This is a genomic window from Natronotalea proteinilytica (assembly GCF_055379935.1).
The window spans coordinates 638,339-654,560 of the sequence record NZ_AP043947.1 but is presented as its reverse complement, the minus strand read 5'-3'; the positions used below and the strand labels follow the sequence as shown (position 1 = coordinate 654,560).

The 16,222-nt window shown below is 57.8% G+C and carries 11 protein-coding genes; 2 read left to right on the top strand and 9 right to left on the bottom strand.

What is annotated here, in order from left to right; genetic code table 11:
* Nucleotides 1-11: 11 nt before the first annotated feature.
* From ACZ5AL_RS02860 to ACZ5AL_RS02840, 5 genes are all read right to left on the bottom strand, one after another.
* Nucleotides 12-1,097, bottom strand: coding sequence for an ABC transporter ATP-binding protein (locus ACZ5AL_RS02860; protein ID WP_464512049.1), 1,086 nt, complete (start codon nt 1,095-1,097; stop codon nt 12-14).
* A gap of 58 nt (nt 1,098-1,155) precedes the next feature.
* Nucleotides 1,156-2,775, bottom strand: a complete 1,620-nt coding sequence (locus tag ACZ5AL_RS02855; protein ID WP_464512048.1) for an ABC transporter permease — start codon at nt 2,773-2,775, stop codon at nt 1,156-1,158.
* 34 nt (nt 2,776-2,809) lie between these two features.
* Entirely contained in the window at nt 2,810-3,856 is a 1,047-nt protein-coding gene (locus ACZ5AL_RS02850) for an extracellular solute-binding protein (protein WP_464512047.1), read from the bottom strand.
* A 121-nt stretch (nt 3,857-3,977) separates the two neighbouring features.
* Complete coding sequence (locus tag ACZ5AL_RS02845; RefSeq protein WP_464512045.1) at nt 3,978-4,388, bottom strand: hypothetical protein; 411 nt, start codon at nt 4,386-4,388, stop codon at nt 3,978-3,980.
* A gap of 546 nt (nt 4,389-4,934) precedes the next feature.
* Entirely contained in the window at nt 4,935-7,388 is a 2,454-nt protein-coding gene (locus ACZ5AL_RS02840; RefSeq protein WP_464512044.1) for a zinc-dependent metalloprotease, read from the bottom strand.
* Nucleotides 7,389-7,597: 209 nt separating this feature from the next.
* Here ACZ5AL_RS02840 and ACZ5AL_RS02835 point away from each other — a divergent pair, with 209 nt between their 5' ends.
* Complete coding sequence (locus ACZ5AL_RS02835; protein ID WP_464512043.1) at nt 7,598-8,704, top strand: PorV/PorQ family protein; 1,107 nt, start codon at nt 7,598-7,600, stop codon at nt 8,702-8,704.
* Nucleotides 8,705-9,050: 346 nt separating this feature from the next.
* On the opposite strand, the gene ACZ5AL_RS02830 is transcribed toward ACZ5AL_RS02835, so the two are convergent.
* Complete coding sequence (locus ACZ5AL_RS02830; protein WP_464512042.1) at nt 9,051-9,584, bottom strand: hypothetical protein; 534 nt, start codon at nt 9,582-9,584, stop codon at nt 9,051-9,053.
* A gap of 18 nt (nt 9,585-9,602) precedes the next feature.
* Entirely contained in the window at nt 9,603-10,535 is a 933-nt protein-coding gene (locus ACZ5AL_RS02825; RefSeq protein ID WP_464512041.1) for an ATP-grasp domain-containing protein, read from the bottom strand.
* Nucleotides 10,536-10,758: 223 nt separating this feature from the next.
* Here ACZ5AL_RS02825 and ACZ5AL_RS02820 point away from each other — a divergent pair, with 223 nt between their 5' ends.
* On the top strand, nt 10,759-12,546 hold the full coding sequence (locus ACZ5AL_RS02820) for a S49 family peptidase (protein ID WP_464512040.1): 1,788 nt from the start codon (nt 10,759-10,761) through the stop codon (nt 12,544-12,546).
* 418 nt (nt 12,547-12,964) lie between these two features.
* On the opposite strand, the gene ACZ5AL_RS02815 is transcribed toward ACZ5AL_RS02820, so the two are convergent.
* Together ACZ5AL_RS02815 and ACZ5AL_RS02810 are read right to left on the bottom strand one after the other, a co-directional pair.
* Nucleotides 12,965-13,645: a potassium channel family protein gene (locus ACZ5AL_RS02815; RefSeq protein ID WP_464512039.1), complete on the bottom strand. Its 681-nt coding sequence runs from the start codon at nt 13,643-13,645 to the stop codon at nt 12,965-12,967.
* 125 nt (nt 13,646-13,770) lie between these two features.
* The gene (locus tag ACZ5AL_RS02810; RefSeq protein WP_464512038.1) at nt 13,771-16,014 is read right to left on the bottom strand and encodes an amino acid permease; all 2,244 of its coding nucleotides are present in this window, start codon (nt 16,012-16,014) and stop codon (nt 13,771-13,773) included.
* Between the last annotated feature and the right edge of the window lie 208 nt (nt 16,015-16,222).

Genomic DNA, 16,222 nt, shown 5'->3' with positions numbered 1-16,222 from the left:
CAGGTCAACGACTATGTATCAGATGGAACGGTACGGCCTTGGCTTTCTAGTACCACGCCGGCTTCAAGCGGACGAATGTATACGGGGTCGCCAGGTTCAAACGAAAATCGGTTTGAGGTGTGCACTAAATACTCGCTTTCGTCACATTCGACGCGGTATGTGATATCGTGGCCCTTGAAGGCACGCGCCACCACGGTACCCGGCGTGGTGCGATCGTCGTTCGTCGCGTCTACCTCATCAGGATGCACCAGTGAGAGGTGCTCCGGACGCAGTGATACCAACACGCGGCCCCGTGCCGGACGATTCAGCGGAAGGCGCCCGATGGGGGTGTCCGCTTCAGTGCCTTCGGCGGTAGACATCAGCAGGTTGGTGCGCCCTAAAAACTGCGCAACGAAGAGTGTGCGTGGCTGATAGTACACCTCCTCGGGGGTCCCCATCTGCTCGATACGCCCTTGACGCATAACAGCCACACGGTCAGCAAACGAGAGCGCCTCCTCCTGGTCGTGGGTAACGAGCACCGCGCTCATCCCATTGTCTTTCAGAAGCGCCCGCACTTCTTGTCGCGTGCCTTGGCGCAAAAGGGCATCGAGGTTGGAAAACGGCTCATCGAGTAGGATGAGTTCCGGTTTAGGAGCTAGCGTGCGTGCCAGCGCCACCCGCTGCTGTTGCCCACCCGAAAGCTGGTGGGGGTTGCGGTCGGCGAAGGCTTGCAACCCTACCATTTTGAGCGCTTTACGGGCGCGTCCTTCCTTGTCTTCTAAGTCATGATAACGGAGCCCAAACATCACGTTTTTGAGCACATTCAGATGTGGAAACAGGGCATAATCTTGAAAGACGAGCCCAATCTCGCGTTGCTCGGCGGGTACGTGGGTGTGGGTATCGGTGAGAACGCGGTCCTTCATCTGAACACGGCCTGCAGAGCAGCGCTCAAAGCCAGCAATGCAGCGGAGCATTGTTGTCTTGCCACATCCGCTCGGCCCCAAAATCGCCACAATCTCGCCTGGGCGAACAGCAAACGACACATCGTTAACGGCAGGAGGGGCCCCTGGATTGTAGTGCTTCGTAAGACCATTCACCGTAAGGATGGGGGTAGGCATGGCAAGGACGCCAAGGCGCCAACCAATTCAGGAGCGTGTAGAAAAATCGCACATGATGTTACGCCATTGACTCGGCATGCGTTTGGTTACGTTTCGATTTTTCGCGAACGAGCAACAATCCAACGAAGGCGCCGGAAAAGATCATGATAGCCAGCGCATAGGGAGCGGCGGTGGCAAGCATGGCTTCGTTGGCGTAGCCCCACACCCGTACCGCCAATGTGTTGAATCCCATTGGTGAGATCAAAAACGTAATGGGCAGTTCTTTCATCGCCGAGAGAAAGACAAACGCAATGCTCACCACAATGCCGTTTTTAAGCAGAGGGAGCGTTACACTAACAAATGCCTGCAGCGGGGTGCGCCCCAGCGAGCGAGCGGCCTCTTCGAGGTTTGGAGGAGCCTGATACAACGAACTTCGAATGGGACCAATAGCCTCGGCCATAAAGTGAAGCGCGTATGCCACAATGAGTAGCCCCAGAGTCTGGTACGCGAACGGCATAATTTGGAGCGAAAACACGATGAGCGCCAGTGCAAAAGCGAGTGGCGGAGTTGCATATCCCAGGTACGCGATGCGCTCCAGTCCGCTCGTAATGCGTGACGGCAAACGTACGCCCAGATAGGCTACGGGAAGAGCCAACATTGCTGCCAGTACAGCAGCAGGCGCCGAGGCCGACACCGAGTCCCACAACGCCGATCCGAGCCCGCTCCAGGGCACCCCTACCTGTGTGGCCGTGCCCATCCAGTACGCAATGGTGGCTACCGGCAGCACGACCGAGGCCAGCCCTACGCTTCCCACAAACAAATACGAAGGGAGCCGCCACGGACCAAGCCGTACCGCAGCAGCCTGCCTGCGTGCCCCGGTACCGGTGCGGTGATACAGCAAGCCTTTTAGCAGCCGTGCCTCTAGAAACAAGATCGCAATGGTAAGAATCAGCAGCATGATGGCGAGCCATGCAGCGTAGATGCGATCATACGAGGCCGTATATTGCAAATATAGCGCATAGCTGAACGTCTCGAAACGCATCAGCGAGACAACCCCAAAGTCGCCAATTACATGCAAGCCCACCAGCAGACCACCTGCTAAGAAAGCGGGCCGTAGTTGGGGCAGCACCACCTCCCAGAAGATGCGCCAGCGCGGATAGCCCAACGCCTGGGCCGACTCTTCGAGCGCAGGATCCAGATCCAGGAGGGTGGTACGCAGGTTCAAGAACAGATATGGAAAGGTCCCGAGGCTAAGCGCAACCCAGGCCCCGGTATAGCCACTCAACCGATCCGGCGCAATGCCGATGACTTCGGCCAGTACCCCTTGACTTCCCGTGGCCCCGAGGAGAGCATAGGCCATCACGTACCCAGGAATAGCTAGCGGAAGTACGCCAAGCCATGTCAGCCAGCGTCGTCCGGGCAGATCGGTACGGGTTGTTAGCCAGGCAAGCGGAAACGCCAACATTGCAGTGCCACCGAGCACACCCACGGTAAGCGTAAGCGTGTTCCAGAGCAACTCCAGGTTACGCATCCGCAAGACCAGGCGCGCAAGCTCATCGGGGTCGGCCTGAAAGGCACGAATGAGCAGATAGACGAGTGGAATAACCACACCTATAACAACCAGCGCGACCGGTAGCAGCAAGTACCACCGGTCGCGCAGTTGGTCGCGCCAAACCGTAAGCCAGCGGGGTGTGTTCACAAATATCTAAGGATGCATACACAAGAGACGGCTGTTACAGCAATCCCTGATCGCGGAGCAGGTCGAGGCTAGCATCGATGTCATGCAACCGCTCCATATCGAAGTCGGGACTGTTGCGCAATGCTTCGCTTACGGGAAGCATATAGTCAGGCACCTCAATGCCTTCAATGACGGGGTATTCGTTCAGCGTTTCAGCAGCGAAGGACTGTGCTTCTTCATTGAGCAGAAGACGAAGGAAGTCCTCTGCTGCCTCGGGCTGCGTTCCGGTATTCAAGAGGCCTGCTCCGGTAACGAGGGCAAGGTTTCCAACATCCCCTTCCTCAAACTGATAGATATCGACGGGAGCGTCGGGCTCGACTTCGTCATCATCTACACGATGGTCGCCATAACGCAACCGCAATACGTAATAATGGTTGGTGAGGCCCACATCAATTTCTTCGGCATCGAGCGCCTGAATGATAGGCGTGTTGGAGCTGTAGTTGTTGGGCGACAAGTTGGCTCGCATGTCGCGAATCCAGTCGGCGGCGGCGTCATCGCTTTGCGTATGACGCAACGCGGTAATGAAGTCTTGGAAACTGGAATACGTGGGCGTCCACCCGATACGGCTCTCTAGTTCGGTGTGCTCGGGCAGATCCAGAATAGAATCTGGAAGGTCATCGGGGTCAACCTGGTCGGTGTTGTATGCGAGCACGCGGAAACGAGCGGTGAGCGGCACCCATTGGGCGCTGCTGGGCACAAAGAAGTCGGGCCGGTCGAGGATATCATCAGGAAGCGTGCGCAGTCGGTTGTCTTGCGCAGCATTGCCGAGCGCGCCGGTCGTGTTGGCCCAGAACACATCAGCAGGGCTGCGATCGCCCTCTTCAGCCAATGCTGCAAGCATTTGCGCATCCGATCCGTAACGCACCTCAATGGGTACGTCGTGCTCGGCACGGAACTGCTCAACGAGCGGTTCAACCAGCGCTTGGCTGCGTCCGGTATAGATAACAAGTTCTTCGTCGGTATCGCTGCTGCAGCCGGTTAGAGCAAGCAGGCCCATGAGGCCTACTGCTAATACCAGGAGCAGAGTAAGGCGTGCACGCATAAAGGTAACGGGTATTCTGGGAATATGCCTTAGTTTAGACTCATTCTAAAGAGTGAGGTGCCAGAATACCAGTTTGATCGATGCTGAGGGGGCAATTTGGAGGAATTTCCATACGCCAACGTTAAGCGGCGTCGTTTGGATCGACAAAGCCAACGGCGAAGAAGGCACTTACTGCTGCCAGCGCGGCCCCTCCAAACACGTCAAACAGGATATTGAAAGTATAGTAGTTGTATCCCCACTCCTGTTCGAAAGCGTACAACTCTTCGTGCGAGGTGGGCTCCATAGCGCCCACGATAATCAGTACAAGAAGCAAAAATTGTCGCGCTACGCCAAAGACAAGCCCGGCAATGATGCCCAGCCGGGCCACATTTTCGCCTCGGCGTTCTTTTTCTGTGCTTGGTTGCCAGAGCCACACAAAAAACGCTCCTACAAGCAGGGCGCCAAGAACGCGTGTGGAGAGAGGCTCAACAAAGACAAGAAGGGCTCCAATGCTGACTCCAGATACGAAAGCGGCTTTGCGTGCGCTGACCATGATCGGTAAGGTTCGTGAGGGATATACACACCCATAACAACGCAAGGATTGGCTCCAATTGCGAATGGATATGCAGGCGCTAACGTAACCGATCCGCGATTCTTGACCCGTTCGCTCCCGTTCGAAGATGGCTGGACAGATTGGACCTGACAGGTTTCAAAAGACCTGCCAGGTCTTCTGCCATTAGATCTTGGCTACTACTGTGCCACACCTGATTGTTAGGGTACGGAGACCGTCCGAAACTCTGTATCCCAGCCCCCTCCCAAAAAACCTGTCATGGTGAGCGCCCTGACCGCAGGGAAGAAGTGCTTTTAGAGTGCACGCGACGGGCCCAGCCCGGAGCACGTCGAACCATCTCCTCGACGCTCAGCAGGCTCTGATCGATCGAGTGGCCCTGCCCAGTTCGTGGGAGATCTTTACTCACTGCGTTCGTCAGTCGCTTCGCTCGTGTCAGGACTCCGCACCTGCTAGACGCAGTTGCTCCGCTCAAGATGACAACATTAAGACGGAGGTGTTGCAACCCGAAGATTGAGCTGTGACACAGTACTACAACGCCTTATCGATGCGCTCCAGGGCATCTTCGAGGTGGATGCGCGTCATGCGATCGGCCACTCCGTCGTCGAGGGCGTTGGTGATGTCTTCGCGCAGCAGGCGCAACTGATCACGCACGAGCGGACGCATGTCCGACTGGCTGATGTGCAAATCGGCGTTCAACGGCGGATCGTCGTTCGAGCCGACGCGCAGGTTACCAGAAGCCGGGGGCTCCCAGTGCTCCGATTCGGCTTCGTGCAACAGGTAATGCGCCTGCTCCAGGAACGCCCGCTGCAGGTTACGACGGTACGTGTCGATCGACTCACCTTGTTGCACCTCGTTCCACACCGCTATGCGGGCATCGTCGAGCATGTCGGCGGGGCGGTACGTGTCGTCGCCCAGAAACGCCTCGTGCTCAATCAGACGAGCCAGGCGCGCATGATTCAGGAGGCGCTGCACCGCCAGCTCCTGATAGGCGCGGATGCGCTCTACGGCTCCGGCATGCTCAATACGACGCAGCAGATCCATGTCGAGCGCCCACTCGGGGGTGCTCAGCACGTGTTCGTCCAGGAAATTCATGGCCTGCTCCTGGTAGTCGCGCTCGATGGGCGTGTACACCCAGCCTTCTTCACCGTAGCGCTTGTGGTGCGTCCACGATCCGCCGATTGCAGAGGCCGCGTGTTCGGCGTACCGGTTCCACTGTGTCAGATTTTGCAGGTAGTGTGTTTCGAGTTCGTGGTAATCATCACCTTCCTCCAGCACCCAATCCATCAGGCTTTCGGTAGCGGTGCGTAGGTTGCGCATGCCGTACTCGGCAGCCCGGATGGGATCGTTGGAGATGCCTTCGGTCATGCGATATGGATCCCATTCCACATCCATTCCGAACTGGGCTGTGGCCGAGCGATACCAGGGCTCGTCGGCGCGCTCCACAATCCACTCGTTAAGCGTGTCGAACTCTTCTTCGGGCGTAGTGGCCTCGGGAATAGGCCGATAGCCCCACATGATGGCAAACTCATCCCACAGGCCAATCTCGCGCTCGGGCGGTACGTTGTCGCCCGGCTGGGCTACGTAATTGTAGCGCGTACGTCCAACCGACGAGGCCGAGTGCCCCATGCGCTCCACAAACTCGGGGGTGCGGAGCGAATCCACCGGAAAGACGAAGTTGGCGCGTTGGTTGTGCGGTAACCCCATGGCATGGGCCATTTCATGCGAAATCACATAGCGCAAGGCCTCGCCCAGGTCTTCTTCAGAGAGCTCATTCGTTTGAAAGTCGGGATTGGCGGTGGCCACTTGACTGATGAGCCACCACCGCAGCCGCTCATCCAACCCGTGGTACATGTTCATATGCCCGCGCAGCACCTCGCCGGAACGCGGGTCTACCACATCACCGCCCGCATTGGCCGAGCGCACGGGTGTGGCCACGTATCGGATGACGTTATACCGCGCATCCAGCAGGCTAAACTCCGGATCCTCCTCTTCGGTGGGGGCTACTTTCACATCCAGCGCGTTTTTGAACCCGGCTTTTTCGAAGGCATCTTCCCACTCCATAATGCCTTCTTTGTAGTATGGAATCCATTCCTCGGGGGTCGCGGGGTCGATGTACCAGACGATCGGGTCTTTGGGCTCCACGAGCTCGCCACGCTCAAACGCCTCCATGTCTTTGGGCTCCAGGCGATACCGGCGCAGGTACTGATAGGGCCGCACGCCCTGGAAATCGCGGGAGTAGTCGGTTTGCGTGACCGTGATATACGTGACGCGCTCATCGGCGAGGCGCGGCATCATAGGCTCCTCGGGCAGCAGAATCATCGAGTGGTTGATCTCAAACGAGATTGTGCCACCGCGCGTATTGGAGGGCGGATTGGTGGCGTCGTATGACCGCACAGTGCGAATCTCGATGTTCTCGGGAAAGCTGCGCGTCCACTCCAGCCAGCTGCGGTCGGGAGCGTATCCGCGTACGCCCAGGTTCGAGCGCCGCTGTTCGGGGAACGAAAACGAGGGATGATCGCCCATGTAGAGCTCCGTGACATCAATCACCGATGTGCCCTCTTGCGTAAACTCGACGGGGAAGCTGGCAATGACTGGCGCGAAGTTGGAGTTTTGCACGGCTAGATGCACATTGTCGTCTTCATCGGCGGTGTTGCTGTACGACTGCGTGCGCAGGTAGATGTGTCCGTTGCGCTCCTCCCACTGCACCACCATATTTTGATTGAGCCGTGCCCCGCCGTTGGACACCCCTTCTTGTACTTGCGCATAGCGGCTCATGACAGCCATGTCGCGCCCGAGCATATCGTCGGGGATCTCGAAGAGGATGCGATCGTCAAGCTCATGAACGGTAAACAGGCCGTCATCGGACGATGCAGCGTCGAGGTCGGAAGGCGTGAGGTCTTGCGCTGTGCCCAGCAAGGGAGTGCCGAGCATGAACGCCGTTAGCGCGAGCAAGATGGAGAGCGTACGTATCCGTGCAGCCATAAAAGCGTGGGGGTGGGAAGATGCCTGGATGTAGCGGGTCTCTTAACTACGCCTTCGCAGACACAAAACGCAATCGATTGATAACGCGGGGAAGCAATTCGTAGCACAACCGCGTGTAACGGTTTGACTTTGTATCCGACTGTAACAAAACCGTGCAGACGGTATTTAACGAATGTGCATATTGTCTACCGTTGTCTAAGGGGTCTACTGTGAAGCGAATTATCGCACTTCTCTGTTGCGTATGTGTGGGATGGGGCCCGGTGCAAGTCGCCGATGCGCAGCGCATTGCCAAGTACGGGGCCGACTTTTTAGCGGGGGGCGTGGATGCGCGTGCCCTCGGTATGGGCGGCGCGTATGTAGCCCATGCCGATGAGGTGAGCGCAGGATACTGGAACCCGGCTGGATTAAGCCATCTGACGCATCCGGAAATTTCGTATATGCATGTAGAGCGGTTTGCCGGGGCTGTGTCGTTTGACTATGGCGCCGGGGCCATGCCGATTAGCGATCGCTCATCGCTGGGGATTTCGGTGTTTCGCAGCGGGGTCAACGACATTGTAAACACGCTGAATGCGTGGGATCCGGTGCTAAACCAGCCCAAGCCCAACTACGAAAGTCTCATCACCACCTTTTCAGCGGCAGACTGGGCCTTGTTTGCCAGCTATAGCCGCACGCTTAATGAGTCGTGGGCGGTGGGCATCAACTTCAAAGGTATCCGTCGTACCATTGGTGATTTTGCGGATGCGTGGGGCTACAGTGTGGATGTGGGCGCACAGTGGCGATCTGACCGCTACCGACTCGGCGTAACGGTGCAAGACCTATCGACGATGCTGCAGAGCTGGAGCATCAATGAGGCGGCGTTTCAACTGGACGACCGCGACGATGACTTGTCGTTCGGTGAGGTATTCGATCAGGATCTGCCTACCGGAGGCACGGCACTTGTGCTTCCGGTGGTACGCCTGGGATCGGGCGCGGTGTGGCCAGTAGGGAGGCACGCCATCACGCTGGGAGCCGACGTGGATGTCGCGTTTGACGGACAGCAAGCCTTCGCGCCCAACATCGGCGATGTGTCGTTTCATCCACGGATGGGTGGGGCCTTCTCGTACGCCGGGGTAGCCGAATTGCGGGCCGGTATCAGTCGCGTTCAGACCGGCGAAGACATTGGCCTCGACATTACGCCGTCGGTTGGGGCGGGGCTTACGCTCAACCAGGTGGCTATCGACTTCAGCTTCGGTGACTTCGCCGGTCTCACCGCGCAAGACCTGGGCTACTCTTACCGCATCTCCGCCCGTGTCCGGTTCGAGCCGCCGGGGGAGTAGAAGAAATGGGGACATGCCTGTGGGAGACGCAAGCGGGCCCCGACGATGGGTTTCCATAGCCCGGGATCAGTAGCGGAGCGCTGGGAGCACCGCGACCGAGTACTCCTGGGGTGCCGATATCCCAGACGGCCATTGAACTGCGCTAAACAGATACCCGAGGCGTCTCTACATCGGGTGCCGCGTCCCGGGTGAATCCGAACGTGCCCCATGCATCCAACACCCACGTCTCTCGTGGCGATGCTCGGCGTCGCCACGCAGGGCAGGACGCTCCAGCGTCCTCAAACCGAGATATCCACAGGTTTATTGCTGTCTGCTAAACAAGTCATGCTGAACGAAGTGAAGCATCTCACCGCTGCTCGGCATGCAGGCGGGTGATGGTGCGGTGCAGGAGCCAGACGACCACCGGGCCCAGGGCAATCAGCAGGGGGAGGCTGCTCCACAGCACCACGCGAGCGTAGGTGGGCAACGTCTCGGCGCCGGTGAGGGCGACCTCGTAAGTGCCCCATTGCAAGACCAAAAACAGCACCAAGAGCAGTGCGGCGATGCCATACAGAATATGCTGCATTGTCTGCAACACGATGCGCTGGCGCTGCTTCGTGAGGGCTTTGTACGCCTTGGGATTCGGCACCACCACCCACGATGGGAAATGCGGAATGAGCACCCCCACAAGGTACATCAGCGCTGCGATGCTCGTGCCCACTGTCGGAAGCAAAAACCACTGGCTCCAGGTGGGCTCCCCCCAACTCGACACCGTGCCCAGCAGGTTAAAGTGAAGGGGCATGTCATCCGTGAGAGTCACATACATCCAGCCGCTGCAAGTCCACAGCAGCACTAGCAGCGCAGTGTTCTTAACATGAAACAGCGTGGAGGAAAGCGTCATGGCTCCAACAATACACGGCTACGCGACAGAGGCGGTGGATTCGTGCAGGCAACGCTTCACCAGATCGGCCACGGCAGCCATTCCACTAAGACCGTGCTTCTCCTCCACATCCGGCGAATAGTTAGAGGTGCCGTTCACGTCGTACGTCCAGCAGCGGCCCTCGGCATCCTCAATAAACTCAATGCCCGCAATGTCAATCTGCTCACGCGCCAGGAACGTTTTGTACTGCTCGATAAGCGCAGGTGGCACCGTTTCGCGCAGCGCAAAAAGCAAATCGGAAGCGGCCTCTGGGTCCGGCTCGGTGCGGCACGCATCGGCGGGGCAGAGCTCAAAACCTTCAGAGGTGTCGGAGGTGATGGCATACAGCAGCTCGCCATCTACAAACTCGCAGCGCGTGATGAACGGCCGGGCGGCCTGAATGTACTGCTGCAGCAAGATAATACCATCGGGCGGAAAGGTGACGCGTCCGGTGTCCAGGGCCGTATCCAGTTCAGCGTGCGATTCAAAGAGTTGTACGCCCAACCCTTTCCCTCCCCGGTTATGCTTGGTGATAAACGGCGTAGGGAAGTCCGCCGCGGCAGCGCGTAACGCATCAGGGCCCCCGGCCACAGCACGGGTAGCAGGCGTGCGGATACCGGCCTGTTCGAGCGCCGCATGCTGCTGCACCTTGCTGATCTCCAGTTCAAACGGATGCAGCCCGTTGATCACGCGGCGACCGTGGCGCTCCAGCCAGGCCAGCATCTGACGGGTATGCTCTACGCCCAGCGTGTGATCGCGTGTGTGGGACGAAGCGCTCATCCGGTTGATGAACACCCCCTCCGGCGGCGCACTGGTCACGTCGAAGTGGCCTTCGTTGATGAACCACTCCTCGTAGGAGATGCCCGCCTCATCGAGCGCGGTGCGCAGTGGGGGCATCCAATCTTCGTTTTCGTAAATGACGTAGGCCCGCATAGCAAAATCAAAAAGTTGAACATACGCAAGATATACGCCGATACGCAGTAGCTGACGTGGAAGTTGAATAGCACCCTTCACTTCACCAAAAACGTTTCAATGGGAAGCGACTCGCAACCGAGTTGGTCGCTCCTTTTTTGGAAGGCCACCCTTTTCTGTAACAAACCTGTCGGGGCTCTCGTCTTTGAGGAGAATCGGTATATTCACCCGACCTACGCACGCTATGGCTGGCTCATCCAAAGTTCGCTCCCTTGTCACGCGCATTCTGGCTATCATCGGCGCCCTGACGCTATTGGTCGTTTGCATTTCAGCCATTGTAGCCCTTTTCTGGCTCCGACCTGAAGGCGTATCGGACAACACGATCGTGGAGGTCGATCTTGAACGTCAGATTGTCGAGTACGTACCGAGCGACCCGGGGGCGCAGGCTGTGCTAGGCAGCGAACTCACGTTGTTGGAGATTGTCGATGCCATCGAAAAGGCCAAGACCGATGATCAGGTGAGTGGGCTCTTCGTGCGTGTTGGCAATGAAACGCTTGGCACGGCTACCGCTGAAGAGTTGCGGGCGGCCGTGAAGTCATTTCGGGAAGCAGACAAGCCCGCTGTGCTTTTCAGCGAAACGTTTGGCGAAGTAAGCCCGGGCCGTACCAGCTACTATCTGGCAACGGCCTTCGACGAGATTTACATGCAACCCTCCGGCGATCTCGGGCTTGTCGGCTTCAGCACTCAGTCGTTCTTTTTGCAAAACGCTCTGGAAAAGTGGGGCATTGAGCCGGAATACGATCATCGCCACGAGTACAAAAGCGCGAAGTATATCTTCACCGAAGACGGCTACACGGAGCCGCACCGAGAAGCCGATGCGCGTGTGATGGAATCGACCCAGGAGGCGATCATTCAAGGGATCGCCGATGGGCGCAATATGGAGCCTGATGCGGTGCAGGCGCTCATTGAGGAGGGGCCGTTCTATGGACAAGAGGCGGTAGATGCCGGGCTTGTCGATGATCTCCGCTACCGCGACGAAGTGTTTGCACAAATGCGAGAGGACCTGGGCGACGACGCCGATTTGCTGTACCTGAGCAAATATCGGGAGCGGGCCGGCAGTGCTTTTGATGATGGCGACGACATGGCGCTTATCTATGGCAGTGGTCTGGTCGTGCGTGGCGAAAGCGGGTTCAGTCCGCTAACCATGGGAAGCAGTATGGGCGCGGAGACTGTAACGCGCGCCTTCCGGTCAGCGATTGAGGATGAGGTGGAGGCCATCATCTTCCGCATCGATAGCCCCGGCGGGTCGTACGTCGCCTCCGATGCCATCTGGCGTGAAGTGCAGCGAGCCCGTGATGCGGACATTCCGGTAATCGCTACCATGGGGGATGTCGCCGGATCGGGGGGCTACTACGTTGCGATGGGAGCAGACCAGATTGTAGCGCAGCCCTCCACCGTGACGGGCTCGATTGGCGTGGTTGGTGGCAAGTTTCTCACAGACGATTTCTGGGACGAACTCGGCATTAATTGGAGGGAGCTAACAACAACTGAGAGCGCTACGATGTGGTCGAGCCGAGAGGGTTATACCGATCATACGGGCGAGCGCCTTGATGCATGGCTCGATCGGGTGTACGACGACTTCACAGCCAAAGCCGCCGAGGGTCGAGGCATGTCGCAGGACGAGCTCGATGAAGTGGCACGCGGGCGGATCTGGAGCGGACGCGATGCCCGAGAGTTGGGACTGGTTGACAAATTAGGCGGCTTCCATACGGCGATTGAACTGGCCCGCAACGCCGCCGGAATGGACGAGGACGCGCCAGTTAATCTGCAGTTGTACCCCGCTAAGAAATCATTCTTCGAGCAACTTATAGACGAAGGGCTGGAAAGCAGCGAGCGCACCGCGACTGTTCGCGCCGTGTACAATGCTACCGAACCGATTCATCCTATGCTACGAACCTTGCACCAGATGAACTTGTCGCCCGGAGCGCGCGCCCTTCACATGCCAGCGCATCGCAGCACATGGAGCCAATAACGGGGGTACGCCGACACAGTTTAGGCAGCGTCTGCACCCCTCTTCGTGAACTTGCGCCGGGAAATAGCGGACTCCAACAGCGTTGGTTTCCATCGCCGTAGTCTGCTACTGCACCGTCAATCCTGAATGGTCGGGGTTAGGCGAGTGGCTCCCCTTCATCCTACCTGCCCTCCCCGAGGAAGAAATTATAGGCCGCCCTCATGCTCCGTTGGGGGATGGACGTATGGGTAGCAGACGCCGCAAATGCAGGTAGAGCAAACCACTCGCCAACAAAGGCTGTAATAAGCATCGAAGCGGCCATTGTAAGCGACACGACGCGTAGAATCTGGCCAAGATCGCGTGCAATAGTCGGGAAAGAAGACATGGTACAATCACGTAGGGAAGCATGCGGAACGGAGTAGGATCGTGCCCAAAAGCACTATCCTCCGTTTTCCCCGGTATGTCCAAATGCCCTTAGTACAGCATCTGCCGATGTCTTGGTAACCAGCACCGTAACCAGGTCGCCTTCTTGAATGGCGGTTGTGCCCGCGGGAGCAACGACACGATCGCCTCGCTTGATTGCTGCAACAATTGCTGTTTCTGGAAGGACGCCACTCGACTTGGCGGATTCGAGCGAACGGCCAATGATCGGAGCATCGGATCCCGGTTCAATCTCAATAAACTCCGATTCATCATCGAGCCGCATGAAGTTGAGCACCCCCGGATAGCGCACCGAGTGGTACAGGTGGTCGGCAATGAGCTGCTGCGGATTGCCCATAATATGGACTCCGATCTTTTTGAAGATCGGTATGTGATTGACATCGTGCACAACACTGACCAGCGAGGATACCTCGTGCTCGCGCGCGAGCAGCATCACCATGATGTTGACCGCATCCAGGTTGGTCGTGCTGATAATCGCATCGGCACGGTCGATACGGGCCTCGTGCAATACATCAGTCTGGATAGCATCGGCGTTAAGTACCATGCAGTCATGTTCAGCCGATATGTGCTCGGCAACCTCCCGCTTTTGCTCAATAACGACAACGTCGTTGCCATCGTTGACGGCACGACGGATCAGGTTAGATCCAATTTTGCCTGCACCTACGATAATGATGTACATACGCTACTAAAAACAGGTGATGAGAAGTATGGGAAATACAGAGAGTAGAGGAAATACAGGGCAGTGCCTTGGGACTCTTGTGTCAGGCTCCCAAAAAGTGGGGCTCTGTTGAAAAGCATGCTCCGTTAAGCAGACAGGCGCTCGACGATAGCCTCCGAGACCGTACGTGGGCGGTACTGCGGTCCGCTGACAATCGCAACCGTGCCCTCCGATTCGGCACCAATCTTTTCAGGAATGGAACCAAAAAGAGCTTGGGTTACTGAGGTGCTCCGTGTCGAACCAATACAGATGGTATCGTACGGAGCGACGGCTTCAAACAGCGCAGTCCGCACATCGTCTGCAACGATCACCTCTGACTCGTACGTTTCGATGCCTGTCTGCTGGGCCACCCGGTCGATAAGCTGCTGGCCGACGGTCTCAGGGTCAGGGGCGTTTTCGTTGTCTTCCTTCACCGGCGGTTGCACGTTAAGGAGCGTGAGCGAATCACCGTCGGCATAGGTCACAAAATCATGGGCGCGTCGTGCGCCGAGCGGGGCGTTGGGGCCTTCCCCGACCAGAGCAACCGCGTTCCCCACGGCATCATCGCCTGTTTTCACCAGCGTAACCTCGCAGCTTGCCTTGCGGACAATCTGGTCGATGTTGGACCCGAGCACGGCGCCGAGGCGCTTGCGCTGTCCGGTCCAGCCCAGAATCACCTCTTGCGCACGCTCGTCTTCAATCACATTGAGCACCACGCGCCACACGTCACGGCCTACAATTGCACGGGTGCGGACGCCCACGTCCAGCTCTTCGGCAAAGTCGCGCACATTGGCCAGCAGCTCTTGCTGACGTTTGAGCCGCTCTTCCTCATACTGCACTCCCTGGGCAAGAGCCGTTTGCTGCGGGACTTCAATAACATTGACGGCTACAATTTCCGCGTTGTCGTGTCCGGCAGCGGTGGCAGCAGCCAGGCGCAGCAGGTAGCGCTGTGTGTTCGGATTAGAGACCGGCACCACGACCCGGTAGCGTCCGTTCGTGGAAGAGAGACTCGCAGGGCCGCCTGCAATGGCTTCGCCCACCAGGCTCTTATCAGGGGCGTGCGAACGGGCATAGAGCAGATACCAGACAATGCCCACACCGATGACTCCTGTGCCAATCATCAGCACAACGGGACGCATGAAGGCAACAACCGCCAGGCACGACACGGCTCCGATGATGGGTATAGCGGGATACGCCCAGTTGGGGAGCTTGAAGTCCGGATCATACTCGGCGGGACCGGCGCGGCGCATCACGATAACGGCCACGTGTACCAGCGCGTAGGTGATGAGGTAGGAAAAGCTGGCGACATCAGCCAGTGTTTCGATCCCCACGCCCACGGCAATGAGCACGAGAATGACGCCCCCCGTCACCACGATAGCACGTCCGGGCGTGCGAAATTTAGGATGCACCACGTTCAGCCAGTCCGATAGAATCTTATCGCGGCCCATGGCAAAGTTCACGCGCGCCGCCGACAGAATCGACGCATTGGCGCTGGACACCGTGGCCAATACGGCACCGAGCACCATCATGATGGCACCAATAGTGCCCAGATATTCGCGCGCCACGTCAGCGACCGGCACGAAGGAGGCCGTCAACTCATCGACGGGTAGGACGCCGGTGCTTACAAGCATCACCAGCACGTAGAACAGCATAGGCGTAAGCACCGAAGCGATCATCGCCAGGGGCAAATTGCGCCCCGGGTTTTTGATCTCTTCAGCGCTCGTGGCAATTACTTCGAATCCGATATACGTGACGTACACCGTGGCCGCCGTGCTCGCTACCGCGCCCCAGCCCTGCGGATTGAAGGGGCGCAGCACATCCCACTGCACGTTAAATACGCCGAACGTCACAAACACCAGGATAAACCCGATGAGCACGATCACGATGACGTTTTGGAAGTTGCCTGTTTCTTTCGTTCCCCGGTAGTTCAGGGCGACCAGGAGCGCTGCCATAACGAGGGCGGTTCCTGATACAAAGAGTCGTCCACCTTCGCCATAGAAAAATGTGAGGTACTGCCCAAAGCCCAGCATGTAGAATGCGGTGGCAAACATAAGCCCTGACCACATCGCCCAGCCCACGATAGAGCCGAAGAATGTGCCCATGGCACGGTTCACGTAGTAGTAGCTACCGCCTGCTTTTGGCATCCCCGTAGCCAGTTCAGAGAGCGAGAGCGCGGTTAGCAAAGACACGACTCCTGCAATAGCAAACGAGATCATGCTTGCAGGCCCTGCCGATCCCGCAACAATGCCGGGCAAGACAAAGATACCAGCCCCGATCATGGTGCCTACCCCAATGGTGTAGGCTTCCAGAAAGCCGAGGTCGCGTGCCAGTTCTTGCGATTCGTTGGCCATGCTTTAAAGGGGGATCATCCAATTTGATAGAAACAGAACGAGCAAGCGGACCCGGCTAATGAAGTCGGGCTCGATCGTGCTTGCCACCCGTCTGAATATGCAACTTCAATTCCAGTACGAGGCGTCCTATCAACGTAAACGAAGACATGGGCCTGCATCGCCGATATGCGCCATTCAGCGCCACTCATCCGTGATGGTTGGATAGATG